A 26735-nucleotide genomic window follows, 5' to 3' on the forward strand; every position below is an offset into this window, starting at 1 on the left:
CGTTCCCCGCCCGGCGGCAGACAGCGAAACGGATTCCGACATGGCCCAGGTTCCGAACGGTGGACAGCTTCTCGACGTGGTTCTCGTGCACGGCCCGGCCGAGGCGCGCTGGGCCGGCTATCTCGACGCCCGGCTGCGCGCCGCCGGGTTGTCCACCCACCTGCCGGCGGCCGACCGGCGGCCCGGCGACGACATCACCGCCACCGTCGACCGGGTGCTGGCCCGCGCCCGCACCGGCGTCATCCTGATCGGCGAGACCACACCGGACACCCTCGCGGAGTATTCGGCGCTGATCCGGCTGGCCGACGAGGGACGGCTGCGACTGATTCCGGTCATCCTGGCCAGCGCGCCCATCCCGCCGCTGCTGAACCGGTTCGAACCGGTCAACCTGATCGGTGTACGCGCGGAGAAGGACGTCGACGCGTGCCTGCCCCGGCTACTGGCGGCGATCCGGGACGCTCCCGGCCGGGACACCGGATGGACGCCACCGCCGCTGCTGTTCGACCAGCTGCCGGAGGGCCCGGTCACGGTGACACTGCGGGTCACCGAGACGGCGATGACCCTCTCGTCACCCGCCGGGGTGATCGTGTCCGCCCCGTCCCGCGACATCGTCACCCGGTCCGGTGACCCGCTGCGGGCCGGGCGGCGCCACCGCGACCTCGGCGGGGACGGCACGCCGGCGGAGGACCACCGGATCACCGTGGCCGGCCCGGTCGGCGGCGCCCTGGCCGAGGCGGTGGCGGCCAGCCGGCGCCGGGGCAGCCCGCTGCGGATCGGTGTCGAGATCGCGCCCGGCTCGCCGCTCAACGACCTGCGCTGGGAGGGACTGCGGGCGCCGGGGGAGGACTCCCCACTGGCACTGCTGCCGCACGTCACCCTGTTCCGCAGCGTGCCGGACCTCGGCGACACGGTGATCCCGCACATCGCCGGCCCGCTGCGGATCCTGGCCGTGATCGCCAGCCCGGACCACGACGGCGGACCGCTGCTGGACTACGAGCACGAACTCGCCACGATCCTGGAACAGGTCGAGGCGGCCCGGCGGGCGAAGGCGTACGTCCGGATCCTGAACTGGGGTTCGGCCGACGCCATCCGGGAGGCGCTGACGGAGGAGCGCTTCCACGTCCTGCACGTGTCCTGCCACGCCGAACCCGGCCGGCTGGTGCTGGAGCGACCGGACGGCGCGGCCGACCTGATCGACGCGGCCGGTTTCGTCCGTCAGGTCCTGGTGCCGGGGCGGATGGTGCCCCTGGTGGTGCTGGCCGGCTGCTCCACCGCGCGGGCCGGCCAGGACGCGCTGCCCAGTTTCGCCCAGACCCTGCTGGCCCACGGAGTGCCCGCGGTGCTGGCGATGACCGCCCCGATCAACGATCTGTACGCCACCCAGCTGCTCGCCCGGACGTACCGCGGGCTGCTCACCGACCCGGACCCGCTGCCCGCCCTCAGCGACGCCCGGCGCATCTGCGAGCAGGAGCGCCTCCGCCTGCCGGTGACCGACCCGCGCCGCGAGGTGGTGGAGTGGACCGTCCCGGCCCTGTTCACCCGGGTCGCCGCGCTGAGGCTGTACGACCCGGCGGCGCCCGGCCCGGTCCGCCGCACCGCCGGCCCGCGCATCGATCGCAAGATCAGCCGGCTGTCCATCGGCGACTTCGTCGGGCGCCGCCGCGAACTGCGGACCCTGATGACGGTGATGAGCCGGCCCACCGGTGGCGGCGTGGTCATCCACGGCATGGGCGGCGTGGGCAAGAGCACCCTGGCGGTGGCGGCGTTGCGGGAGATCGCCCCCGAGGGATACACGGTGATCACCACACACGGACCGCAGACGCCGGCGGGGATCCTGGGGCTCATCGCCCGGGCGGTGGGGCGCTCGCCCGGCGCCGACGCGGTCACCCTGGACGCCCTCGCGGACGAGGAGAGCACCTGGCAGGAGCGTTTGGAACCGGTGGAGGACCTGCTCCTGGACGGGCACCGGATCGTGCTGCTGCTCGACGACCCGCTGGGCGACCCGCTCGGCGGGCTCGCACCCGGCCAGACGTTCGCCGACGCGGAGTCGGTGCCCCGCGCCGACGGCGACCTCCTCGACTTCCTGGACCGCTGGCTGGACCTGGACGGCGCGCTGGTGGTGGTCACCCTGCGGATGGCCGAGTCGCTGCGCGGACTACCCGCCCCGGACCGGCTGACCCGGCTGCACCTGGGCGAACTGTCCCCGGCCGAGACCCGCAAACTGCTCTGGCGACTACCCTGGGTGTACGCCCTGGACAGCGCCGACCGGGACCGGGCCTACCGGGAGATCGGCGGCCACCCGCGCTGCCTGGAATACCTGAACGCGCTGCTCGGCGCCGGCCGGGGCGAACCCGCCCCGGACTCGCGGGCCCGGGTCTCCGAACAGCGGGGCGCCTTCCGCACGGTGAGCGAGCGGCTGATGCGGGCCCTGGACGCCCGTGGGGTCGACCGTCCCGGGCCGGCCGCCCGCCAGAGCCTCGGCACGGCACTGGACACCGCGATCGCGACCAGCGCCGCCGAGGTGCTGCTCGGCGAGCTGTACCACCGCCTGGACGGCGACCCGGCACAGCGGCTGCTGGTCGCCGCCTCGGTGTTCCGGGTCCCGGTCGACGACACCGGGCTCAACTGGATGCTGGCCACCGACCCGCCGCCCGACCCGGCGCGGGTGGCCCGGCTGCGCGCGGTCTACGACCGGTTGCGCCGGGAACCGGGTGTCACCCTGGACCGGCTGCCGCTGCCGCCCGCCGAGCGCGAGCAGCTCAACCGGGACCTGCTCGGCTCGACCTACCCGGCCCGGGAGAAGGCCCTGGACCAGGCCCGGCGAACCCTGCTGGATCTGAGCCTGCTGTCCCCGGCCGACGGCGGCGACCTCTTCCTGGTGCACCGCTGGACCGCCGGGTCACTGACCGGGCTGGCCGGCCCGGCCGCGCTGGCCGAGGCGCACCGCCGGGCCGCCGCCTTCCACCGCTGGCACGGGGAGCACTACGAGCCGGACGCGGACTTCACCGATCTGCGCGAGGCACACCACCACGCCTGGGCCGCCGGTGACGAGGAGACCGCGGTGGTGGCCGCCGCCGAGCTGTGCGCGCTGCTGCACAGCCGGGGCGCGTACGACGAGGAGTGGGTGCTCTGCGACCGGACCCTGGCCCGGCTCGACCCGGACAACCCGCAGACCGCCGTCTTCCTGCATGCCAAGGCGCTGATCGCCGAGGTGCGCGGCGACTACGACACCGCCGTGGACCTGCAGAAGCGCTGCCTCGACCTGGCCGGCGCCGCCGGGGACACCGCCGGGCTGGCCACCGGCCGGCAGCAGCTCGGTGTGATCGCCCAGCTGCGCGGCGACGCGGCCGGCGCCGAGGAGGCCTACCGGGCCGCGATGCGGATCTGCTTCGGCCTGGACCTGGACGCCAGCCCGCGGGCCGAGGCCGTGCTGGCCGCCTGCTACCAGCAGCTGGGCGCCCTCGCGCTGGAACGCGGCGACCCGGACGGCGCCGCCCGGTGGAGCATCGGCGCGCTGGAGATGATCGACCGGCTCGGCGACTCGGCGGAGGCCGGCGACCCGGACGACGACCTGGCCCGGCTGGCCCTCGCCTGCGGTGACGAGGCCCTCGCCGACCAGCACCAGCTCGCGTCCTGGGAGCTGCGGGCCACCCGGCCGGACATCCAGCGCCTGGCCGCGACGGCCGCCCTGCAACTCGGCGCGGTGCACGTGCTCAACGACCGGCCCGGCGCGGCCGGCGAGGAGCTGGGCCGGGCCGCCGAACGGGCCGCGGGGCTCGGCGACCGGCCGCTGCTGGCCCGGTGCCTGCAGCTGCAGGGCGACGTCCTGTTCGAGCTGCACCACTCGGACGAGGCCGCCGCGGCCTACCGTGCCCAGCTGGACCTGCTCGACGAGATCGACGGCCGGACCGACCTGATCGTGGTGTACCAGCAGCTCGGCCGGGTCTGCGCGGCCCGTGGCGACCTGGCCGGGGCGGCCGGCTGGTTCGACGACGCCCTCGCGCTGGCCCGCCGGCACGGCATCGATCGGCTGGTCGCCGCGACCCACCTCTACCGGGGTACCGCGGCGATCGGCGGGCCGGCGGAGGCCCGGCTCGCGCTCACCGCGTGCCTCGAAGCGGCGGACACCGCCGGTGACGACACCCTGTGGATCTCCGCCCAGCTCGGCCTCGCCGCAGCGGATGCCCAGTCCGGCCCGGTCACGGCGGATGCCCGGCCCGGTCCCGCCTCGGCGGATGCCCGGCCCGGTCCCGTCTCGGCGGATGCCCAGGACGGACCGGCCGTGGCGGACCCCGGGGCCGGCCCCGCCGCGGCGGACGACGCGGTGTCCCGGGCCGACCAGGCCCTCGGCCGGGCCCTGCGGTCCGGCAACGAGAGCGCGGTGGTCGCCTGCTGCGTGGTGCACGGGCTGCTGGCCCGGGAGGACAACGACGACGACACCGCGATCGGCTGGTTCCGGCAGGCCCAGGCCCGCGCGGCGGCGATCGGGCACCGCCGGGTGATCGCCGACTGCCACCTGCACCTGGGCCGGATCGAGGCCGACCGGCGCGACCCGGACCGGGCCGAGGAACACTTCCGGGCCTGCCTGGCCGGCACCGATCCGGACCGGCACGCCGACCTGATCTGGAGCGCCTGGCGCGAGCTGGGCCGGGTCCGGGCCGGCCGCGACGACCATGAGGGCGCGCTCGCCGCCCTGGACGAGGCACTGACGATGGTGACCGGAACCGATCAGCCGGGCCTGGAGTTGTGGTGCCTGATCCGGCTGCTGTGGTCCCGGGAGCGGACCGGCGACACCGAGGGGGTACGGGCCGCCGCCCAGCGTTGTGCCGAGATCGCCACGGCGTTGCCGCCCAGCCCGTACGCGGCGGTGGGCCTGCTCTGCGCCGGTGACGGCCTGGCCCGCGGTGACGACCCGGAGACCGTGCGGGAGCTCTACGAGACCGCGCAGTCGATCGCCCGGGAGTGCGGGCGCCCGGCCGCCCCGCTGGCGGTCGACGCCACCTGGCAGCTGGGCCGGATGGCCGCCGGCGCCGGTGAGCACAGCGCCGCGATCGAACGGTTCCAGCTGATGCTCGGGATCGCCGGCCTGATCGGCGACCGGTTCGCCGCCACCCACGCGCTGCGCGAGATCGGCCGGGCGGTCCGGGACAGCGGTGATCTCGCCGCGGCCCGGGGCTGGCTGCTCGACGCGTGGCGGGCCGCCCGGCCGCTCGGTGACCCGCGGCTGGTCGCGGCGACCCAGCTGCTGCTGGCCGACGTCGAGGAGGCCGGCGGCGACCCGGAGCGCGCGGCCGGGCTGCGGGCCGCGGTGGCCGAGCGGTTCCCGTCCCGGGCCACCGCCCGGCGGCGGGCCGACCACCATCCGCTGTACGTGTCGATGACCCGCGCCTGGCACCACCTGCAGTGGTCACGGCGGCTGGCCACGGCCGACGGCGAGACCCCGTTCGTCCAGGCCCAGGCCCGCTACCTGGGCCCGTCGGCCGACCACGTGATCCGGGAGATGGCCTCGCGCGCCTCGCTGGTGCAGGGGGTGCCGGCCGCGGTGGCGCCGCTGCCCGGCCGCCGGAAGCGGTCTAGGTGAGACGGTTCACCGCGTCGCGGGCCTCGGCCACCTGACGTGGGGTCATCTCGCCGATCTGCAGCTCCAGCAGCAGGGTCTGCCCGGTGTGCAGCTCCTTCGCCTCGACCAGCAGGGCGCCGCCCTGGGTCATCTGGAACGTCACGTCGACCGGTGAGCCCTTCTTCAACAGCGGCAGTCGCTTGATCAGGCCCTCGCCGATCTGGTTGTTGTCGGACAGCCACCGCGACTCGACGTCACCGGCCTGCTCCCAGATCTCGATCTTGATCTCGCGCTGGTTGTCGACCGCGGTACCGAACTGCCGGGTGATCCGGTCGGTCGGCAGCGGGTCGTTGGCGTGCAGCAGGTGATCCACCACCAGCAGCAGCGCCTCCTCGCCGTCCGGCCGCTCCGGGTCCGGGCCGGCGTCGGTCAGCACCTTCACCCCGAAGCCCCGGGGCACCACGGTGGTCACCTTGGACGCGCTCATCAGCTCGACGGTCTCGGCCGGCACCCCCAGCTCGGCGGCCAGGCCGGCGGTGCTCAGCGTGCCCTTGCGGCGGCCGGTGGACTCGCCCAGCCGCAGCCGGGCCGTCTCGTGCACGGCGAACAGCGCCGCGCCCTTCGCCACGGCCAGGTCCGGCTCCTTGCGCCGCGGTTTCACCCCGAGCCGTTCGGCCAGCCGGGTGGCCACGATCGGCATGTGCGTCGAACCGCCGACCAGCAGCACCTCGTCGACGTGGTCGACACCCTTCTCCCGGGCGGTCCGCAGGGTCCGGTCGGTGATGTCCATGGTCTGCTTGAGCAGGTCGGCGGTCATCTCCTCGAAGGCGGTCCGGGTCAGCTGGGCGCGCACCGACCGGCCCTGGAAACGGATCGTCTGCTCGGCGGTCTGCCGCTGGGTGAGCGCCTTCTTCAGCGTCTCGGCGACCAGCATCAGATCCTGCAGCAGTTCCTCGCTGTCGTCCGCCCCGGCGTCCGGTTCCTCGGCGACGAAGTAGTCGAACAGGTAGGTGGCGATGGCCTCGTCCCAGTCCGCCCCGCCCAGACTGTGCGAACCGTCGGTGCAGACCACCGTGACGTCCCCGTCGACCAGCTTGATCACCGTGGTGTCGAAGGTCCCGCCGCCCAGGTCGTACACCAGGATGGTGCGGTTGGCGCCCGGCGTGAGCAGCCCGTAGTACATGGCCGCGGCGACCGGCTCCTCGACCACGTTGATCACGTCCAGCCCGGCGATCTCCCCGGCCACCCGGGTGGCGTGCCGTTCCGGGACCCCGAAGTACGCCGGAACGGTGATCACCACGCCGCCGACCTTCTCGCCGGAGGCCTGCCCGGCCGACTTGACCAGCTTTTTCAGGATCAGCGCCGACACACTCTCCGGCGTGTACGGGGTGCCGTGGAAGTCCAGCTTGACGTTCTTCTTGCCCATGTCCCGTTTGATCAGGGCCACCACGTGGTCGGGATCGGTCCGGGCGGCGTTCTTCGCCTCGGTGCCGACCCGCACCTGGAACGGTGACTCGAAGTAGACGACCGACGGGGTGGTGTCCTCGCCCTCCTCGTTGGCGATGATGACCACGTCACCGGAGTCGTCGACCCGGCTGATGCACGAGTAGGTCGTGCCCAGGTCAATGCCGAAGGTTGCCATCCAGTCCTCCACCGGGTGCTGAGTCCGCGCCCTGATCTGACGGACAGCGCAGCGACACCGGTGACAGCAGGGCGGGCGGCAGCAGGGCGGTGCGGCGGCGGGCGATCCCGGCGAGCAGATCGGCGATCTGGACCCGGGGATCGTCCCGGGAGTCGGCCATCACCAGGCCGGCCAGCGGCGACACCCCGGTCTCCGGGTCGGCCAGGGCCCGCCCGAGCCGGTCCAGCCGGCCGGCGGTGAGCGCGCTCTGCTCGTCGTGGATCACCAGGACCCGGCGCCGTCCACCGCCCGGGGGACGGCTCCAGTGCAGGATCGTCTCGGCCAGGGCGGGCAGCATCGGCTCCAGCGGCGGCGGGATGCTCCGGTCGTCGCCGTCGAGCCGGGCCAGGACCCGCCGCAGGTGTGCCGGATCCAGCCGGGCGAGCACCGGCCCGCTGCCCGGGGCGGCCCGCAGCAGGGCGTCGCGGGCCCGCAGGAACCGGTCGGCGGCCGGCCGGGCCGGTGGCCGCCGTTTGGGCCGCACCATGTCCTCGAACGCGGCCAGGAACTCCGTCCACGGGCCGCCGGCCGGGCGGCCGGCCCGCCACACCAGCGCCGCGCCGGCCCGGGAACCGGCGGCCAGGTGGGTGCCCGCGGTGTAGGACGGCTCGGTCAGCAGCAGATCGATGATCCGGGTGACCAGGAAGAACTCCTTGTCGACCAGGTGCACCCGGGCCCGGCCGGGCAGCGCCGCGAGGAACCAGGCGGCCGCCTCGCCGGCGCCGGGCCGGCGCAGGAAGTGACCGGACTTCAGCTCGTGCGGCGACAGCCGGAACTCCGCCCGCAACGCGGTGATCAGGGTGTCCGCCTCGGCCGGCCGCAGGTCGGTGCTCGCATGGGTGATCACCGGCTCGGTCGAGCGCAGCAGGTTGGTGCCGGAGAATCCGGACTCGTCGCAGGCTATCTCCACGACGTCGCCGCCGGGCACCCCGGCCGGTGGCAGCCCGCCCTGCATCGGGGATCGCCGCGAGCCGCCGTCCGCCATACGGTCCATCGTCGACCGTCCCCGGACGCCGCGACAACCGGATTTGAGATCGCCGGATGCGACCGGGTCTGCCGGCGCCGCACTTCCGGAGGCTCAAGCGCCTCCACCGGCGGAACGAGTCTCAGGAGTGACCGGCCAGAGCGCGGGGATGCGTTCCAGGAGGCCGTCGGCGTACACGTCGCGCAGGTTCAGGGGTTTCAGGTGCACGTAACCGATGTGGCAGTCGCACAGCCGGAGACTGCACGCGCGGGGCTGTAACCCGGCGCGCCACGTCCCGTCGTACAGGTTGCCGATCGGGGTCTTGATGAAGTGGCACCGGCGGACGGTGCCGTCACCGAGGACCGAGATCGCCGTCTCCCCGGCGTGGCAGTCGCGCCCCAGCGAGACGTGCGGGCGGACGCTGTCACCGAAACGCGGGTCCAGGGCCGTCCACATCGCCTCCTCCGCCGACGTGTAGACGTGCCCCTCGGCCGCGTTGATCCACAGATAGACCCCCGGGTCCAGGGCCGCGCGCAGCGCGACCGCCTCGGCGTGATGCCCGGGCAGGCCGACCACCCCCACCGAGTAGCGGATGCCGAGCGCGTCCAGCTCACGGCAGCGGGACAGGAACCGCTCCCGGGTCACCTGGCCCGGGTGGTAGGTGGTCCACAGTGCCGCCACCCGCCGGTCCGCCCCGGCCAGCCAGCCGGTGCGGACCGCCAGGTTGGTCTGGATCGCCACCCGGTCGACGTGTGGCAGGTGGGAGAGACGGACGATGGTGTCGCGGTACCAGGAGCGGGTCAGCCCCTCACCCCACGGCGTGAACAGGATGGACAGCCGGCGGTCGGTGGTGTCGGTGACCCAGCCGGCGAACCGTTCCAGGTCGGCCCGGTCGGCGCGCAGCAGCTCCGGCGGGTCGACCCGCTTGGCGAACGGGCAGTACGGGCAGTCGTAGTTGCAGCTGGCCAGCGGCCCCCGGTACAGCACGTAGAGGCTCATCGGGCCTCGTACGCCGTCATCGCCGCCCGCACCGGCCCGGACACCAGCCACGGCCCGATGGCGTCGGACCGGGCCAGCCCGGCCGGGGTGAGTGTGGTCCGCCCGGTGTCCAGCCAGCCCCGGTCGACCAGTTCGCCGAGCTGCGGGAAGTCGTCGGTGTGTGGGCTGCCGAACCGCTGCCGGTAGGCGGCCGCGTCCACCCCGTCGGCCCGCAGCAGCGATTTCAGCAGCCAGCGCCGTCGTTGTTCGACCTGGTCGAGAGCAAACCCGATTTCCGCGTACGCGAAATCCGCCGCCGGCCGGGACAGGTAGTCGTCGATGACCGCACGCACCTCGGACACCGCCACCGCGTAGTCGAACGAATAGTGCAGCGACGTGGTGTACGACCGGGCCCCACACCCCAGCCCCACCATGCCGTCGTCCTGGCAGCAGTAGTCGGGCCCGTCCGGTTCCGGGGCGCCGGCCCGCCGGAACTGCCGCATCGAGTGCCGCACGTAGCCGGCGCCGGTGAGCACGTCGACGGCCTGCTGGTACAGCTCCTGACGCTGCCGGTCCCAGTCGGCGCGGGCGTGGGCGCGCCGGCCGAGCCCGGTGAGCGGGCGAACGTACAGCGGATAGAGGTAGAGCTCTTCGGGCTGCCAGCGCAGCGCCTCGTCCAGGGAGTGCTGCCACGTCTGCGGGGTCTGGCCGTCGATGCCGTAGATCAGGTCGATGTTGAGCACCGGGAGGCGCGCGTCCCGGATCGCGGTCAGCGCGCCGAGCACCTCGGCCAGCCGCTGGGGCCGGCCGGCGGCGTGCGCCTCGGCGTCCAGGAAGCTCTGCACGCCCATGCTGATCCGGGTGGTGCCGTGTGCGGCGAGCACGGCCAGCCGGTCCGGGGTGGCGGTGGCCGGTGACGTCTCCACCGACAGCGGCACCGGCCCGGCGCCGAACCCGTCCCGCATGATCGCGAAGAGTTCCTCCAGCTCCGGGGCGGTCAGATAGGTGGGGGTGCCGCCGCCGACGGCGAGGCGGGAGAAGACCGCGCCGGGGGAGAGGCTGTCCCGGACCGCGCCGGCCTGCCGCCGCAACTGCCGCAGGTACGCCGTGACCTGCTCCTCCGGCGGGTTCGCCCGGGTGAAGAGGTTGCAGAATCCGCACCGCATCTCACAGAACGGCAGATGCACGTACCCGAAGAGGGAGTCCTGTTTCTCCTCGGCCCACACGTCGGTGAGGGTGGGCCGGGGATCGAGGCGGCGATAGGCGGTCTTGTGCGGGTACGCGTACAGATAGCCCTGGTAGGGGGAGTCGTCGAGGGTCACGTGGCGTCCAGGAGGAAGTGGGCGTAGGGCACGGTCCACACGGCCTCGTGGGCGACCCGGTGGCCGGTGTGGCCGTCCTCGCCGTAGAGCGTCCCGTGGTCCGAGCAGATGATCACCAGGCAGGGCCGTCCACGGCCGCTGACCAGGTCGAAGAGCCGTCCCAGCCGGCCGTCCACATACTCCAGGGCGGCGGTGTGGGTGGACGGTGAGTCCACCGCGGCGCCGGGCACGTAGTGACGGTTGGGCTGATGCAGGGCGGCGATGTTGAGGAAGGTGAAGAGCGGCCGGCCGGCCGGCAGACCGGTGATCACCGTCTCCAGCCGGTCGAGCTGGGCGCCCACACAGTCCGGCTCGGTCACCCCGAACGCCGGCTCCCAGTGCGCCTCGGCGAACAGCCCCGGCAGCACCCGGCCGAGCGGCGCGGCCGGGTTGAAGAACCCGACCCCGCCCAGGCAGAGGGTGTGGTAACCCTCGGCGGCCAGCGCGGTCGGCAGGTCCGGATGGTCGAAGACCCAGGTCGACGGCCCGCTGCTCGCGCTGCCGCCGAACCGGGCCGCGAACAGCCGCTCGTGTGGTCCCGGCGTCACCGGGGTCGGCAGGAAACCGGCGAAGAAGGCATGATGCGCCGCGTACGTGAACGAGGCCGGGGTGTGCCGCCGCTCCCAGACCCCGCCGGGCAGCACCGACGCCAGTGCCGGGGTCCGCGCGGCGACGGCGGCGTCGTACCGCAGCGTGTCCAGGGTGACGAACAGCAGGTCGTGGGTGCCGATCAGATCGCGCATGCCGCCACCTGCGCGTCGTACGTGTCCTGCCCGTCCGCCAGCACCCCGGGCAGCAGGTCGCCGAACGCGTTCACCTCGGCCACCGCGTGCCCCCGCCACCCGGCCCGGAACATCAGGTCCACCCCGACCTGGAGGGTGCCGGGGAAGCAGCCGGCCACCCGCTCGCAGGTCGCCATCGCCGCCGCCCACTCCCGCTCCCCTGCCGCCGAGCGCACCGCGGACACGTCGCCGCGGGCGTTGCCGAGATGCAGGTTCGTCATCGGGGACCGGCTGGTGCGCACCACCACGTGCCGGGCCCGGCCGGCGATCACCACCACCCGCAGGTCGAGCACCCGGTCGCCGAGTGACGCTTTCGGGTACCACTTCTCCACGTGCAGCCCGTCCGGGGCCAGCCGGTCGACGATCGACGCGATGGTCTGCTCGTCGTGATAGCGGCGAACCCCCAGGTTGTTGTAGAGCGACCCACCGCTGACCTCGACCGAGGTGACAGCGGTGACCCGCGGCCCGGCCATCGCCACCGCCAGCACGCCGGACGCCGACGAGCCGTGCGACGGTTTGACGAACACCCGTTTCCAGCCGGAGGCGCGCAGCGCGGCCCAGCCGTCGACCGGGCCGAGCGCGTCGGGAACCGGGATGCCGGCCGCCGCCAGCAGCGCGTGACAGCGGGGCTTGTCGGTCATGGTGAGGATGTCGGCGGGCCGGCTGAGCAGGGTGCCGCCGCCCGCCTCGATCCGCGCCAGGGCCGCCCGCAGGCCGGCGAACCAGTCCGCCCCTCCGATGATCCGCCCGTGCTCGGCGACCGCCGCGGGCCGGCCGCCGCCCAGCTCCCGCAGCAGGCGGTCGACCTCGGCGTCCTCACCCGGGGAGTCGATCCGGACCAGGGTGCCCGGCCCCGGGACCCGCCCGGCGGTCAGCACCTCCCGCCAGGCGAAGACCTCCGGCTCGGGCTGCCCGGCCCGCTCGACGGCGGCGCGGAACAGGGCGACCCGGCGGTTCTCCGGGTTGCCGACGACGGCCAGGCGCATCGTTACTCAGCCACCACGGTGTAACGGCCCCAGCGGGTCTCGTCCTGCGGGTCGGAGACGTCGACGGCGACACCCGGCAGCTCGTCGACCACCCGCTGCGCCATCTCCTTGGTCATGAAGTGGTGGCTCAGGTCCAGCGACTCCAGGTGGGTCAGCGGCTGCCCGGCCAGCAGCGCCGCCGCGCCCTCGTCACCGAGCACACCCTTGGACAGGTCCAGCCCGGTCAGCCGGGCCACCACCGGCGCCGCCGCGACCGCCGCGGCGATCTGCTCGGCGATCTCGGCGTTGCACAGGCCCAGGTGGGTGAGGGCGGGGAAGGCCCGGCCGGACAGGATCGGGGCCAGGTCGTCGACGGTGATGTCGCCGCCGTAGTTGGCCACCCCCAGCCACAGCTCCAGACGGTCGAGGTGCGGCAGGTCGGAGTCGAGCAGGCCCCGCAGCACCGAGGCGGGCAGGCCGCCGGACTGGATCACCAGCTCCCGCAGGGCCCCGTGGCTGACCGGGCCGACCGCGAGGTTCTGGGCGCCGCGGATCCACAGCCGCTCCAGCTGGGGGAACGCGGCGAGCAGGGGCGCGTAGTCACCCTGGATGATCCAGGAGATCTCACACTGCTCGACGGTCATCTCCCCGATGAACAGCGACCGCAGCCCGCTGAGCCGCCCGGCGTTGCTGATCAGCAGGTCGAAGGGGAACCTCTGGTCGTACGCCGACCCCCACTCGCCGATGACCAGGGCGGTCGGGCCGGCCGGCCCGCAAAACTCCAGCAGCCGCTCGAAGGCGGGCGCGAAGTCGCCGTCCTCCTCGAACTCCACCTCCAGGCGCCACGCCACGCCGGCCGGGTCGGCGGTGGCCTCGTCGTGCCAGGCCGTCACCGGCAGCCCGGCGAACGTGGACAGGTAGTGGTTGATGGTCACCGGGACTCCTTCGGCCGCGTGCAGTGCGCAGAAGCTAGCAGGACCCTCCGACACTTTTCCGCTCCGGACTCTTGGGAGCGTTCCCATCTGTGGACTATGGTCCGATACATGCCGATCCCCCGAATTCGTTCGCGGCACAAGTCCTGGTTCGTCATCGCTTGTGCTCTGGTCCTGCTCGCCGGCACGGCCCTGTTCCCCCAGGCCATGTCCCCCGCCTCGGCGGCCGCCAAGACGGTCTACATCCCGGCCCGGTGGACCCAGACCGGTGAGGTCCCGTGGGCCGCCAGCCGCTCCCAGGAGTCAACCAACTTCATCCTGCTGTGGGGTGAGAAGTCGGGTACCAGCCCGAAGACGGCGCCCGCGCCGTACACCTTCGATCCGGACAGCATCATCAGCCAGCTGGAGAACCGGTACAGCTTCTACGTGAACACCATGCGGTTCACGCCGGAGACCGGGCTGCTCGCCCAGCACAAGATCATCGTGATCGTCACCAACACCTGGAACCGCACCGAACTCAACGCCTGGGCCACCGGCGGCTCGGTCGACGGCCGGGTCGGGATCATCAACATCGCGCCCGGCGCCGCCCTGCCCGGCTCCTGGGGCCTCGCCCACGAGCTGGCGCACGTCTTCCAGAACTACACCTTCCTCGGGCGCGGCGGGTACGGCTTCACCCACGCCTCGGCCGGCACGTTCTGGGAGACCAGCGCCGAGTTCATGGCAATGCAGGCGCTGCCCACCACCGCGGCCGGCGACCTGTCCCGGTGGCTGCGCTCGGAGAACCTGTACTGGAGTTCCAGCCGTCATCACTACGGCAACTGGATGCTGATGCAGTACATCAAGGACCGGGACGGCCTCGACATGTTCAGCCGGATCTGGAACGAGGCCCGCAACACCGAACACCCCCTCGAGGTGTACCGCCGGATCGCCGGCATCGACCAGGCCGAACTCAACCGCAGGCTGGGGGAGTACGCCACCCGCACGGTCACCTACGACTTCGGCAACCGGTCCACGTTGATGCCGTTCATCAACAACGTGTACGGCGCCGGGTTCCTCAACAACGCGTACAACGGCGGCAATGTGGAGGCTGTCAACCAGAGCCTCAACCACTACCGGATCAACACCAGGGTCGCCCCCGCCGACTACGGATTCAACAAGATCAAGCTGGTGCCGTCCGGGTCCACCGTCAAGGTACGGCTCAAAGGGCACGCCGAGACCGGGGCCACCGGCTGGACGTTCGGGCTGGTCGCGGTCCGCAACGGCGTCCCGCGCTACTCGCCGCTGAAGTCCGGCGTCGACGCCCAGATCGACTTCCCGGTGCAGTCCGGCGAGACCGAGGTGTGGCTGGTCACCACCGCGACCCCCACCGCCGTGCCGAAGTACGCGTTCCTCGACGGCTACACCAAGGCCCGCCGGTTCCCGTACGAGTTCCGGGTCTCCGGCGCCACCCCGTCCGGTTTCGAACCCGGCCACGTCAAGCCCAACCCGACCAACGGCGGCCGCTGGCACAGCAACGGCGGCGGCTGGGTGGCCGGCAACGCCAGCGTGGCGGCGACCGCGTACGTCGGCCCGAAAGCCGCGGTGATGGCCGGCACGGTGACCGGAAACGCCCGCATCGAGGGCCTCGGCTGGGTCAACGGCGGCACGGTCGGCGGCAACGCGGTGGTGAAGGACAACGCCCTGATCCAGTCCGGCGCCAACCTGTCCGGAAACATCGTGGTCGGCGGCGACGCGGAGATCGCCTTCGCCTGCTCGTCCGGCACCTACCTGCTGTTCAACCCGGACCGCCGCTGCGACGGGGCAGCCGGCGAGCCGGACGTCAACCCCACATTCAACCCCTTCCCGAGTACGGACCTCGCCCTCGCCTGAGCCCACCCGCCGTCATCCGCACGGGTTCCGTCCCCTGACGGAACCCGTGCGGTCGGCCTATCGTCGACGCCGACGGGGCGGCCACTCACGGGCGGGGACGAGCGGTGAACGAATCGGTTCCACTGGTCAGCAACAGCGATGTGGACGGGGATTCCTTCGACTCGGACGCCTGTTTCCGCCACGACTACCGCGATCTGCGGGCCGACGACGCCCAGATCATCACGATCGTGGCGGATATCCCGCGATGATGACGCTGCCCTTCGCCGGCAGGGTGATCCTCTTCGAAAGAGCGTTCAGCAACTGCCAGTGGCTCCGGGGCCGGCTGACCGACCCGAGTCCGTCCTGGTGGCGGTTCTGGGACGAGATCTCCCGGCACCGCGACTCCGATCAACGGATCCAGAAGCCGTTCGAGGTGCTGCGGGATCGGGCGAGCGTCGGCTCGGACGACGTGAAGCGGGCTCTTGCGCCGGTCGCCCGCAACCTGAACATTGTGATGGTGAAGTCCCCCGACCTGCGTGCCGACTACGGAGGAATGATGGTGACCACCGGATTCCGGAAGAGTTAGCGACACCCCACGGGCCCACGGACGGGTAGGTGACGGCGAGTCCATGCAGATCCAGCCACGGCAACAGATCCTCGACATCTGGCGTGCCACGGCCCGGGTGTCACTCGACGGCGACGAGTGGTTCCCCGGCGGTCGCGAGGGCGGCAACTCGATCAGCGACGCCGAGCAACTGCTGTGCGTGATGTCGCCGGCCACCGAGATCCCGCTCTTCCACCTGAACCGGCCCGACTCGGTCGCCGACGACGTCCTGGAGGCGCTGCGCGAGGTCGGCGACAACCTGCGGATCCCGCAGCGGCTGATGCAGGGCCTGGCGCGCTACCTGGAGCGGTACACCGACAGCAGCGGCACACCGGTGTTCTCCGGGGACTCGTACTTCGTGCGCGACGCCGATCAGGACGGGGAGATCACCCGGGAGCAGCGGGCTCTCGATGTGGTGGACTCGTTCTCGATCTCGGTGACTCTGATGCTGGCCACCATCGGGTTCGCCCGGACCTTTCGCCAGGTGGTCACCCGGCCGGCCCTGCAGAGCCAGGTCGACGCATTGGAGCAGGCGGCGAGCATCAGGCTGTCAGCGGCCATGGCCGGCCTGCTACGCAGTTTCGCCGTCAACGTGTTCACCGTGGACAGCGATTGCGGGCAGGAGTTGCTGCGCACGGTCAACCAGGAGCGCCGTCCCCGCCATCAGGTGGTCGACGAGCTGCGGGAGGCGCTGCGGGAGATCAACGCCAGGCTCCGCGACGACATCACCATCGGATCCGGCGCGGCCGAGGGCAGCGAGCTGGACAACCCCGACCGCCTCTTCGAGTGCGGCTGGTCGTGGGGGGTGGTCCAGGAGGCTCCCCGGATCGAGACCACGGCCGCCATCAGCGAGCAGCGCACCGGTGTCGCGCTGAACGCGCCGTACCTCTACTTCACCACCGTGGCGATGGACGCGATCCAGGCGCTCTCCTCGGAGCGCACCCGTCTGCTCGGCCTGCTCGACCCCGAACAGGCCCGTCTCGCCCAGTCGCTGCAGGTACGGTTCGAACTGACCCGGTCGTACTGGGCGACCGTCGCGACCTTCGGCACCGGCAGGTGGCCGCTGGAGGACCTGCCGTGGCGGACCACCGACGGCGTCGAGTCCGACTACTTCGGCCTGCTGATCGGCGGCATGGTCATCCAGAACATGCAGGCCGTGCGGGTGTCGACCACCGAACTGCGCCGGGTGGCCGACGTGCTGGAGGAGATCGGGAACCGTAGCCGGATCACCCGCCGCTCGACGGAGCCGGAGACGGCGATCGCCGTGCACCATCCGGGCCTGCGTTTCGTTCTGGAGGGCAGTGAGAAGGCCGGCGGCCCACTGCTGGCGTGGACCGTCGCCGACGTCGCGCCCACTCTGCTGCGCCGATCGCTCACGCTGGCCGGGATGGCCGACGACGTCGTCATGCGCAGCTGGATGTTCGATCTCGCCGACGGCATATGGGCACACCTGCTGGACCGGGTGCTGTCGGCCGGGCCCGGCCAGGGGCTGTGGGATCGACCGGCGGGCGCCTACCGATATCTGCCCGACCCGCCCGTCGAGGTGTCCTGGTATTTCACCAAACGGGTGGTGGACTGCCTGGTCGTGATGGCCGGTCTGATCAATGGCCCGCCGCTGCGGAGTGCCCTGCTCACCCAGATCGCGGCCGACCTGCTCAGCGAGGCCGATCACCTGTACGACCGGGAGCTGCTCAACGGCACCACGGCGCACGGTGGCACGCTGCGGGTCGAACTGGACCGGATCGGCGCGGAGCTGCGCCGGGCCCGGGCGGTGCGCCGGGAGCGGCCGGGGGTGGCGGTGGCGGTGACCGAGGAGGTGCTGCGCAGGCTCGACCGGCTGGCCGCGGCCCGCCAGGCCGACAGCGGGGCCACCTGAGATGATCATCTTCGCGACCTCCGACAAGGGCGGCACCGGCCGCTCGGTGACCAGCGGCAACATCGCCTACCGGCACGCGCTCCAGGGCAGCGACTCCTGCTATGTGGACTTCGACTTCGGATCGCCGACCGCCGGCGCGATCTTCGACCTGCCGGAGGCGCTGGCCGGTGTCGACCGGGGTGGTCTGCACGGCTACCTGGTCGACGGTGGGCCCGGCCCGTCGCAGATCAACGTCTGGGCCGAGTCGCAGCGGGAGGCGCTGCGCGGACGGCCGCCCGGCACCGGCCGGCTGACGCTGGTGCCCGGCGACGTGGGCGGCAGTGAGTTCAGTTCGGCGCCCGGTGTGGTGGACCGGTGCGTTCGGCTGTTCCAGCGGCTCGACGAGGAGTACGAGCTGATCCTGGTCGATCTGAGCGCCGGCCGGTCGTACGCGACGGAGATCGTGCTGGCCGCCACCAACCATCCGGCGCTGCGGGACGTGCCGGCCCGGTGGCTGGTCTTCCACCGCTGGACCCGTCAGCACATCGTCGCCGCGGGCGGGCTGGTGCACGGCCGGCTCGGCATCCTGGAGACCGGCGCCCGCCTCGGCCACGACCGGGACACCCTGGCCGGCGCGATCCGGTACGTCCGTACCGCCGTGCTGGATCCGTCCTCACCCGACCAGGCCGGCTTGCGGCCGGAGCAGCTGGCCTGGCTCGACGTGTGCAACCGCCGGTTGCAGGAGCTGGCCACCCGCCGGGGTGTCGGCCGGGTGCACATGATCGGTGAGGTGCCGCTCGACCCGGTGTTGCAATGGCAGGAACAGCTGATCACCAACGACGACGTGTGGCTGCGCCGGACGGCCAACGAGCGGACGGTCGCCGCCTTCGAGGAGCTGTCCAAGAAGATCGTCGACGAGCATTCGTGGATCGGCCTGTGACCGCCGCCGACGACCTGGCCGCCGAGCTCGGTTCCCCGGCCGTGGTGTCCCGCTCGGTCGCCCTGTCGCACCTGTCACTGGAACTCGGGCACCTCTACATGAACGACTTCATGGAGGGCTCCGGCCGGCTGCGCGAGCAGTTCCGGCGGGTGGCGCCGTGGGCCGCGACCGCGATCCGGCAGACCGCGGAGGCTCTGCCCCGGGGCCGCCCGCGGATCAGCACCTGCTTTTTGATCGACGACTACTTCACCCGGTTCTCCACGCCGCGTGACGTGGTGACCGCGCTGGTGGCGGCGGCCGCGGACAGCGGGCTGACGATCGACTACGTGGCCCGTGAGTCGGGGTGTGCGCGGGCCGGTGCGGTGGATCTGGCCCGGATCGTCCAGGATCACCTGGTGGACGAACCGGTGGAGGGGGCCAACGGGCGCCCGCCGGCCACCGTGTCCGGCTGGCTCACCAACGGGCAGCGATCCCCGGCCGAGCCGGCGCGGGCGATGACCGTGCCAGGACCGTGGCAGCCTCCCCGGCAGAACGCCGTACAGAATCATTCGATCTTTCTGGATGTCGAGTTGTGGAGCGGCCCGGACGAGGACCGGCTCTGGTCGTGCCCGTTCCTGGCCGCGGTGTGGCAGCTCCAGCGTCTGGGCCTGCTGCGGCACCTGGGCGAGCCGGTCGCGGCGCCGGTGCCCGGGACGCCCGCCGGCCTGCCGGTGGAGTGGGAGCTGATGCCGCCGATCGTCCAGCTCAACCCGGCGGCGGCGCCGTTCCACGCGTACCGGACGTTCACCGTGGTGGACAGCCGTTTCCTTCCGGTCGAGACGGCGGTCCGCACCATCCTCGGCAACGTGGCGATCGACCCGGCGGCCGGCGGGCAGGTGCGCGACCGGGCGCGCGGCGAGCGTTTCGACCTGCCGGCCGAGACCGTCGGCCGGATCGGCTACGTCTTCGTCTGAGCGGTGGGACGCCCGATCACGATGGTGTCATCGGGGCATCGCGGACAGGGCCGCTACCGCGCCGACGATGAACTGGTCCCGGATGCGGTCGCGGAGCAGGGACCACTGGCGGCTCAGGGCGGCGTGCCGGTCCAGCGTCTCCCACAACTGGCGGGCCAGTTCGCCGCCGCGCCCGGCCGGCAGCCACAGGTGCAGCAGGTGGTCGACGGCCGGGCGCAGGCGGCGCAGTGACTCGTCGCGGGGCAGGGCGCCGATCGCGGCCCGGTCCACGATGCCGATCACCGAGGTGAGCAGCCAGTCGTGCAGTGCCAGGTCCTCGGCGAAGGCGGCCAGCAGGCGCGGCTCGGTGCCGGCGGGCAGGGCGGCCCGCAGGATCCGTGACCGGTCGCCGTGCACGGTCAGGACCGGTGGGCCGGTGGTCTCGCCCCGCTCGACCACGAACCGCAGCCGGGTCCGGGGCAGGCGCAGCCGTTCGCGGGACCGGTCGCCGGGTGGGACGGCGGCCTGCACCAGGTCGGAGGCCCGCCCGGCGATCGCGCCGAGGTCGAGCGCCTCCGGGGCGTGCTCGGTGGCGGCCAGTGCGGCGGCCAGCTCGGAGGGCCGGGCCCGGCCCACCGCCTCGATCACCCCGGGCCGGGCCAGGTAGTACGGCCACGGCTGCCGGGTGCCGCCACCGGCCGGGACCACGGTCGCCCAGGCGGTGCCCTGCACGACGTGACCGCCGGTGATCGCGGCGCGTTGCAGGACGGTGCCGATGCCCCGGACCCGCCGGGCCGGTGTGGGCGCCCCGAGCGGGCAGTCGACGCCGACCGGGCGGTCGGGGGAGCGCACATGGGCGCGTGGCCGGTCGAAGCTCCGCACCGGCTCGCCGGCCACCAGGTCGACGAGTGACGCGGTCGCCTGGTGGTGGCCGCGCAGCAGTCCGGTGTGGACCTCACCGATGACGAGCACGTCATCATTCGAACGCGGGGATCCGGTGAGCGCAATACCGGGGTTACCGTGAACGGGTGACCTCCCGCCCGCAAGTGCTCGTCGTCGGCGCCGGTGTCTCCGGGCTGACCACGGCGGTCCGGCTGGCCGAGAGCGGCCTGCGGGTCCGGGTCCGGGCCGAGGTGGAGCCGGGGCGCAGCAGTTCGGCCGCGGCCGGGGCGATCTGGGATCCGGTCTACGCCGATCATCCCTGTGTCGGGCGGTGGGCCGCCCGGTCGTACACCGTCTTCGATGAACTGTCCCGGAGCGGGTTTCCCGGGGTGCGGGTGATCGAGGGTGTGGAGGCGTGCCGGGAGCCGATCCGGTCACCGGCGTGGACCGAGACCCTGCCCGGCTATCGGGACTGCCGCCCGGAGGAGCTGCCCGCCGGGTTCGCCAGCGGCTGGCGTTACACCGCGCCGATCATCGACATGCCGCCCTACCTGGCCGGGCTGCAGGACCGGCTGGTCACGGCCGGCGGTGAGCTGATCCTCGGGGAGCGGTTGCGAAGCCTGGGTGACGCGTTCGCCGAGGCCGGCCTGGTGGTCAACTGCAGCGGGGTGGGTGCGCGGGAGCTGGTGCCCGATCCCGAGGTGCAGCCGATCCGTGGGCAGCTCGTCGCTGTCCGCAATCCGGGGCTGGGTGAGTTCTTCGCGGAGTACACCGAGGAGCTGGGCGAGATGACCTATCTGCTCCCGCAGGGCGACGTGCTGCTGCTCGGCGGCAGCGCCGAGAAGGGTGCGGCGGAGTTCCGGGCCGACGCGCGGATCACCGAGGCCATCGTCGGGCGGTGTGCCGCGATCTTCCCCGCGGTCCGGGGCGCCGAGATCCTCGGTGAGCGGACCGGGATCCGGCCGTGGCGGCCGACGGTGCGGGTCGAGCACGAGGATCTCGGCGATCGGCACATCGTGCACAACTACGGCCACGGCGGCGCCGGGGTGAGTGTCTCGTGGGGTTGCGCGGACGACGTGGTGGCCGCGGTGACCCCCCTCATCAATTGACCGAGATCGATCATAAGTAGCGGTTGATCAGCGACGGTGGCTCTTGACTTTGCAAACTTAAGCCACTTAATAATGGCCCGTCGATTGCTCCGACGGAGGGAATCCCCGATGTCCCATCTCCACCGACGGGCCCGCCTCATCGCCGCCGCGGCGGCAGCCGTCTCCCTCGTCCCGGCCGGCTGCTCGGACTCCGGCACCGGCCGGCCCGGCGCCGCGAAGGACAGCTCGATCACCGTCTTCAACGGTGCCAACGGCACCATCGTGGAGAACTGGAACCCGTTCTCCCCGACCCAGCTCCAGCCCACCCAGGGCCCGCTCTACGAGGCCCTCTTCTGGTACAACGTGGCCACCGAGGCGGAGCGGCAGCCGATGCTCGGCACCGAGGCCGTGTGGAACGCCGGCGGCACCGAGCTGACCATCACCACCCGCGAGGGCGTGAAATGGTCGGACGGGCAGCCGTTCTCGGCGAAGGACGTGGCGTTCACCTTCGACCTGATCATGAAGAACAAGGCGATCAACGCCACCGGCCTGACCCTGACGAGTTCGGTGGCCGAGGACGACAGGACCGCCGTGCTCACCTTCAAGAACAAGTCGTTCACCGACGAGGCGTCCATCGTCGGCTACACGCCGATCATCCCGGAGCACATCTGGAGCGGGATCGGCGACCCGGCGAAGACGATCAACCAGAACCCGGTCGGCACCGGCCCGTTCAAGCTGAAGACGTTCTCGTCGCAGAGCTACGTGCTGGAGAAGAACCCGAACTACTGGCAGGCCGGCAAGCCGAAGATCCAGAACGTCCGGTACATCTCGCTGGCGACCGCCGACGCCGCGAGCGCCGCACTGACCGCCGGTCAGGTCGACTGGATGAGCAGCTTCCTGCCCGGCCTGGAGCAACTGCTGCAGAACCACAAGGATCTGTCGTACGTCAACACGCCCGTGCTGACCGCCTCGATCTTCACCTGCGCGAACGCCGACCTCGGCTGCACCGGCCCGCAGACCGACACCGCGGTCCGCCAGGCGATCCATCACGCCCTGAACCGGGACCAGCTCAACAAACTGGCCGGCGGCGGATTCGCGGCCACCGCCTCACCCACACTGCTGCTGCCGGAACGTGACAGGAAATGGATCGCCGACCCGAATCAGGTGACCGTTCCCGGCACTCCGGACGTCGCCCGTGCGAACCAGATCCTCGACGACGCCGGCTGGGTCAAGGGCGCCGACGGTATCCGTACCAAATCGGGTCAGAGATTGTCGTTGACCATCCAGACCGTCACCGGCTGGAGTGACTTCATCTCCCTCAACGACGCGATGGCCCAGCAGCTCAAGGAGGCCGGCATCGAGCTGAAGCCGACCCAGCTGTCCTGGAACGAGTGGAACAACAACCAGGTGCAGGGCAAGTACCAGCTCTCGCTGGACTCGATCGGGCTCGGCGCCAGCTCCAACCCGTACTACACCTACCAGCCGAAATACGCGACGGTCACCACGGCGAAGGTCGGCGAGTCGGCCGGCACCAGCGGGAACTACTCCCGCTACAGCAACCCGGTGGTGGACAGGGCGGTCGAGATCGCGGCCGGCACCGACGACGAGGCCGCGCAGAAGGAGCAGTACACGATCATCCAGAAGGAGATCACCCGCGACCTGCCGTACATCCCGATCTACGTGAACTCGCTGCTCACCGAGTTCAACACCAGCCGCGCCACCGGCTGGCCCACCAACGACAACAAGTACGCGCTGCCCGCCTCCTGGAAGGTCTGGGACAACGGCATCGTCCTGGCCACCATCGAACCGGTCCGATAGCGTGTACCACCTTCTCCGCAAGCTCGGGTTCTACCTGGTCGCGCTCGGGGCGGCGGTCACCGTCAACTTCGCCATCCCGCGGATGATGCCCGGTGACCCGGTCGAGATCATGCTGTCCAGACTCGGTCAGAAAGGCCCGGTGACGGCGGAGACCAGGCAGGCCGTCGAGGCGCTGCTCGGCACCGGCTCCAGCCGGCCGCTGTGGTCGCAGTACGGCGACTACCTGGCCGGTCTGGCCCGCGGCGACCTGGGCGTCTCGGTGGTGTTCTTCCCGGCCCCGGTCAGCACGATCATCGGGCAGACGCTGCCCTGGACGATCGGGCTGATCGGGCTGGCCACGATCATCAGCTTCCTGACCGGTGTCGGGCTGGGCACCCTGGCCGGCTGGAAACGGGGCTCGTGGGTGGACAACCTGATCCCGGTCACCACCATGTTCCAGTCGGTGCCGTACTTCTGGCTGGCCCTGATCCTGCTCTTCCTGCTCGGCAGCGTCTGGCCGCTCTTCCCGCTCAACGGCGGTTACGACGTCTACCAGGTGACCCCCGGCTGGAACGGGCCGTTCCTCGGCTCGGTCCTCTACCACGGCACCCTGCCCGCACTCACCATCATCATCTCGTCGATCGGCGGCTGGATGCTCGGCATGCGCAACATGATGGTCTCCACCCTCTCCGAGGACTACATGCTCACCGCCGAGGCGAAGGGGCTGCGCCCGGGACGGATCATGCGGCGGTACGCGGCCCGCAACGCCGTCCTGCCGTCGGTGTCCGGTTTCGCGATCTCACTGGGCTTCGTGGTCGCCGGATCGATCGTCACCGAGGCGGTCTTCTCCTATCCGGGGATCGGCTCGGCGATGCTGCAGGCGGTCGGCGGCAACGACTACGCGCTGATGCAGGGCATCTTCCTGATCATCACGCTCGCGGTGCTCGGCGCGAACCTGCTCGTCGACCTGCTCTACTCGGTGATCGACCCGCGCACCCGGGCCACCTCATGAGGCCGAAACTGGTCGCCGGGCTCGCTCTCGGGGCGCCGATCGTGCTGTTCGGGCTGGTCGGGCCGCTGCTCGTGCAGGACCCGGCGCGGGTCGGCGACATCGGGCTGTCCGGCCCGAGCGCGGAGCACCTGTTCGGCACCACCCAGACCGGACAGGACATTCTTGCCCAATTGGCGTACGCCACCCGAGGGTCCCTCATCGTCGGCGCGATCGTCGGCGTCCTCACCCTGCTGCTGTCCGGCTTCGCCGGCATCGTCGGCGCCTACGCCGGCGGCTGGACCGACGAGGCGTTCTCCCTGTTCACCAACGTCATGCTGGTCATCCCCGGGCTGCCGCTGGTGATCGTGATCTCCACCTACCTGCCGGATCGCAGCCTGGTCCTGGTCTCGATCGTGCTCGCCATCACGAGCTGGGCCGGCTCCGCCCGGGTGCTCCGCGGCTCCACCCTCAGTCTGCGCAACCGGGACTACGTCAAGGCCAGCCGGGTGGCCGGGGAGAAGCACTGGCGGATCCTGCTCGTCGAGATCCTGCCCAACCTGATCCCGCTGCTGGCCGCCCAGGTGGTGTTCGCGGTCATCTTCGCGATCCTCGGCGAGGCCGGGCTGTCCTACCTCGGACTCGGCGCGACCGGCTCGTTCACCTGGGGCACCATGCTCTACTACGCGCAGAACGGGCTGGCCCTACGGCTCGGCGCGTGGTGGTGGTTCGTACCGCCGGGCCTGCTCCTCGCCCTGTTCGGCGCCGCCCTCGCGCTGATCAACTTCTCGATCGACGAGATCGTCGACCCGCGGCTGCGGGAGCGGACCCGGGCCGCCCGGCGCGGCTGGCGGATGACCCGGGCACAACTGCGCGAGGCCGAGGAGGCGACCCTGTGAGCGGGCCGGTACTGACGGTGCGGAACCTCACCGTGGACTACCTGGTCGATCCGGTCGTGCACGCGGTCCGGAACGTCGACCTCACCCTGGCACGCGGCGAGATCCTCGGTCTGGCCGGGGAGAGCGGATGCGGCAAGAGCACCCTGGCGTACGCCATCGTCCGTCTCCTGAAACCGCCCGGCGCGGTGACCTCGGGGCGGGTGCTCACCGGCGACGTCGACTGGGGTTCACTGCACGCCGAGGAGCTGCGCGCCGCCCGCTGGGACCGCGTGTCGATGGTCTTCCAGGGCGCGATGAACTCCCTCAACCCGGTCATCACCATCGGTGAACAGCTGGAGGACGTCTTCCTCACCCACCGGCCCCGGATGAGCCGCCGGGAACGCCGGCAGCGCTGCGGCGACCTGCTCGAACGCGTCGGCGTGGACCGGGCCCGGCTACGGTCGCACCCCCACGAACTGTCCGGTGGCATGCGGCAGCGGGTGATGATCGCGATGGCGATGGCCCTGGAACCCCAGCTCATGATCATGGATGAGCCGACCACCGCGCTCGACGTCGTGGTGCAGCGCGAGATCCTCCAGGAGATCACCCGGCTGCGCGACGAACTGGGCTTCGCCGTCCTGTTCATCACCCACGACCTGCCCCTGCTCCTGGAGATCAGCGACCGGATCGCGGTGATGCGCGACGGCTCGATCGTGGAGATGTCCAGTGCCGTCGAGATGTATACGAATCCACAGCATCCGTACACCCGGCAGCTGCTCGCGTCGTTCCCCAGCCTGACCGGCGCCCGCGGCGACTTCCTGCGGGCCGGATCGTGACCACGCTGGAGGCCCGCGGGCTGGTCAAACGGTTCCGGGGCGGGATCCGGGCGGTCGACGGGGTCAGCTTCACCCTGTCCGCGGGCCGGACCGTCGCACTCGTCGGCCAGAGCGGCAGCGGCAAGTCCACCGTCGCCGCCATGCTGCTCCGCCTGGAACGCCCCACCGCCGGCGAGATCCTGCTCGACGGGGCACCGGTCGGCCGGCGCGACCTGAGGCGTTACCGGCGGACCGTGCAGATGGTCTTCCAGGACCCGTTCGCCTCACTCAACCCCTACCACACGGTGGAGCACCACCTGGCCCGGCCGCTGAAGACCGCCCACCCTCGGCTAGCCGTAGCTGAGACGTCTCTGCGGGTGGCGCGCCTGCTCGAACGTGTCCAGCTCGACCCGGCCCTGGCCACCCGCCGCCCCCACGAACTGTCCGGCGGCCAGCGCCAGCGGGTGGCGATCGCCCGCGCCCTGGCCCCGTCCCCCGGCATCCTGATAGCCGACGAACCGGTCTCGATGCTCGACGTCTCCCTCCGCCTGGGCATCCTCACCCTGCTGGCCGGCCTGCGCCGTGAGAACGACCTGGGCGTCCTCTACATCACCCACGACCTGGCCACCGCCCGCCACTTCGCCGACGAGATCATGGTCATGTACGAGGGCCGCATCGTCGAACGGGGCCCCTCCGACGAGGTGATCCTGAACCCGCGGCACCCGTACACGAAAACCCTGGCCGCCGCGTCCCCCGACCCCGCCCGCCGCCTCGCCGCGGTACGCCCGTCCGTGTCCCACCCGCCGCCGGATTGGTCCCCCGCGACGCCCGAGCCCTACGATCAAAGGCAGGTTTCTCGCATCGAACGATCCGAAGGCTGACTGA

The 26735-nt window shown here is 71.9% G+C and carries 21 protein-coding genes; 13 read left to right on the forward strand and 8 right to left on the reverse strand.

Annotation, left to right across the window (positions count from 1 at the left end; all coding sequences use genetic code 11):
* The first annotated feature begins 40 nt into the window (after positions 1-40).
* The gene (locus ACQ0O7_RS29090) at positions 41-5581 is read left to right on the forward strand and encodes a CHAT domain-containing protein (protein ID WP_430786429.1); all 5541 of its coding nucleotides are present in this window, start codon (positions 41-43) and stop codon (positions 5579-5581) included.
* Here ACQ0O7_RS29090 and ACQ0O7_RS29095 read toward each other — a convergent pair.
* The 7 genes from ACQ0O7_RS29095 to ACQ0O7_RS29125 all read right to left on the reverse strand — a co-directional run bounded on the left by ACQ0O7_RS29095 (position 5574) and on the right by ACQ0O7_RS29125 (position 13226).
* Positions 5574-7202: an Hsp70 family protein gene (locus ACQ0O7_RS29095; protein WP_430786431.1), complete on the reverse strand. Its 1629-nt coding sequence runs from the start codon at positions 7200-7202 to the stop codon at positions 5574-5576. The genes ACQ0O7_RS29090 and ACQ0O7_RS29095 overlap by 8 nt on opposite strands.
* A complete protein-coding gene (locus ACQ0O7_RS29100; RefSeq protein ID WP_430786433.1) occupies positions 7183-8235 on the reverse strand; it encodes a DUF3800 domain-containing protein in 1053 nt (350 codons plus the stop codon). Before ACQ0O7_RS29100 ends, ACQ0O7_RS29095 begins: the two co-directional genes overlap by 20 nt.
* A gap of 84 nt (positions 8236-8319) precedes the next feature.
* Entirely contained in the window at positions 8320-9204 is an 885-nt protein-coding gene (locus ACQ0O7_RS29105; RefSeq protein WP_430786435.1) for an STM4011 family radical SAM protein, read from the reverse strand.
* Positions 9201-10505: an STM4012 family radical SAM protein gene (locus ACQ0O7_RS29110; RefSeq protein WP_430786437.1), complete on the reverse strand. Its 1305-nt coding sequence runs from the start codon at positions 10503-10505 to the stop codon at positions 9201-9203. Before ACQ0O7_RS29110 ends, ACQ0O7_RS29105 begins: the two co-directional genes overlap by 4 nt.
* Entirely contained in the window at positions 10502-11287 is a 786-nt protein-coding gene (locus ACQ0O7_RS29115) for an STM4013/SEN3800 family hydrolase (RefSeq protein ID WP_430786439.1), read from the reverse strand. The genes ACQ0O7_RS29110 and ACQ0O7_RS29115 overlap by 4 nt, the downstream gene beginning before the upstream one ends.
* Entirely contained in the window at positions 11275-12312 is a 1038-nt protein-coding gene (locus ACQ0O7_RS29120) for an STM4014 family protein (protein WP_430786441.1), read from the reverse strand. Before ACQ0O7_RS29120 ends, ACQ0O7_RS29115 begins: the two co-directional genes overlap by 13 nt.
* Positions 12313-12314: 2 nt before the next feature.
* Positions 12315-13226 carry an STM4015 family protein gene (locus tag ACQ0O7_RS29125; protein WP_430786443.1) on the reverse strand — a complete coding sequence of 304 codons (912 nt, stop codon included), beginning with the start codon at positions 13224-13226 and terminating at the stop codon, positions 12315-12317.
* 108 nt (positions 13227-13334) lie between these two features.
* Here ACQ0O7_RS29125 and ACQ0O7_RS29130 point away from each other — a divergent pair, with 108 nt between their 5' ends.
* From ACQ0O7_RS29130 to ACQ0O7_RS29155, 6 genes are all read left to right on the forward strand, one after another.
* Entirely contained in the window at positions 13335-15092 is a 1758-nt protein-coding gene (locus ACQ0O7_RS29130; protein ID WP_430786445.1) for a DUF6055 domain-containing protein, read from the forward strand.
* A gap of 104 nt (positions 15093-15196) precedes the next feature.
* On the forward strand, positions 15197-15340 hold the full coding sequence (locus ACQ0O7_RS29135; protein ID WP_430786447.1) for a hypothetical protein: 144 nt from the start codon (positions 15197-15199) through the stop codon (positions 15338-15340).
* Positions 15340-15657 carry a hypothetical protein gene (locus ACQ0O7_RS29140; RefSeq protein WP_430786449.1) on the forward strand — a complete coding sequence of 106 codons (318 nt, stop codon included), beginning with the start codon at positions 15340-15342 and terminating at the stop codon, positions 15655-15657. Before ACQ0O7_RS29135 ends, ACQ0O7_RS29140 begins: the two co-directional genes overlap by 1 nt.
* A 43-nt stretch (positions 15658-15700) precedes the next feature.
* A complete protein-coding gene (locus tag ACQ0O7_RS29145; protein WP_430786451.1) occupies positions 15701-17551 on the forward strand; it encodes an SCO2524 family protein in 1851 nt (616 codons plus the stop codon).
* 1 nt (position 17552) lies between these two features.
* Positions 17553-18470 (forward strand): SCO2523 family variant P-loop protein, encoded by a 918-nt coding sequence (locus ACQ0O7_RS29150; protein WP_430786453.1) that lies wholly within the window; start codon positions 17553-17555, stop codon positions 18468-18470.
* A complete protein-coding gene (locus ACQ0O7_RS29155) occupies positions 18455-19423 on the forward strand; it encodes an SCO2522 family protein (protein WP_430786455.1) in 969 nt (322 codons plus the stop codon). Before ACQ0O7_RS29150 ends, ACQ0O7_RS29155 begins: the two co-directional genes overlap by 16 nt.
* 27 nt (positions 19424-19450) lie before the next feature.
* On the opposite strand, the gene ACQ0O7_RS29160 is transcribed toward ACQ0O7_RS29155, so the two are convergent.
* Positions 19451-20374: an SCO2521 family protein gene (locus tag ACQ0O7_RS29160; RefSeq protein ID WP_430786457.1), complete on the reverse strand. Its 924-nt coding sequence runs from the start codon at positions 20372-20374 to the stop codon at positions 19451-19453.
* 56 nt (positions 20375-20430) lie between these two features.
* Here ACQ0O7_RS29160 and ACQ0O7_RS29165 point away from each other — a divergent pair, with 56 nt between their 5' ends.
* From ACQ0O7_RS29165 to ACQ0O7_RS29190, 6 genes are all read left to right on the forward strand, one after another.
* The gene (locus tag ACQ0O7_RS29165; protein ID WP_430786458.1) at positions 20431-21393 is read left to right on the forward strand and encodes an FAD-dependent oxidoreductase; all 963 of its coding nucleotides are present in this window, start codon (positions 20431-20433) and stop codon (positions 21391-21393) included.
* A 108-nt stretch (positions 21394-21501) separates the two neighbouring features.
* Positions 21502-23190 carry an ABC transporter substrate-binding protein gene (locus ACQ0O7_RS29170; protein WP_430786460.1) on the forward strand — a complete coding sequence of 563 codons (1689 nt, stop codon included), beginning with the start codon at positions 21502-21504 and terminating at the stop codon, positions 23188-23190.
* A gap of 1 nt (position 23191) precedes the next feature.
* Positions 23192-24181 (forward strand): ABC transporter permease, encoded by a 990-nt coding sequence (locus ACQ0O7_RS29175; protein ID WP_430786462.1) that lies wholly within the window; start codon positions 23192-23194, stop codon positions 24179-24181.
* Complete coding sequence (locus ACQ0O7_RS29180) at positions 24178-25056, forward strand: ABC transporter permease (protein ID WP_430786464.1); 879 nt, start codon at positions 24178-24180, stop codon at positions 25054-25056. The genes ACQ0O7_RS29175 and ACQ0O7_RS29180 overlap by 4 nt, the downstream gene beginning before the upstream one ends.
* Entirely contained in the window at positions 25053-25871 is an 819-nt protein-coding gene (locus ACQ0O7_RS29185) for an ABC transporter ATP-binding protein (RefSeq protein WP_430786466.1), read from the forward strand. Before ACQ0O7_RS29180 ends, ACQ0O7_RS29185 begins: the two co-directional genes overlap by 4 nt.
* Positions 25868-26731, forward strand: a complete 864-nt coding sequence (locus tag ACQ0O7_RS29190; protein WP_430786468.1) for an ABC transporter ATP-binding protein — start codon at positions 25868-25870, stop codon at positions 26729-26731. Before ACQ0O7_RS29185 ends, ACQ0O7_RS29190 begins: the two co-directional genes overlap by 4 nt.
* Positions 26732-26735 lie beyond the last annotated feature (4 nt).

The sequence above is a fragment of the Actinoplanes sp. G11-F43 genome (assembly GCF_050589265.1).
GTDB lineage: Bacteria > Actinomycetota > Actinomycetes > Mycobacteriales > Micromonosporaceae > Actinoplanes.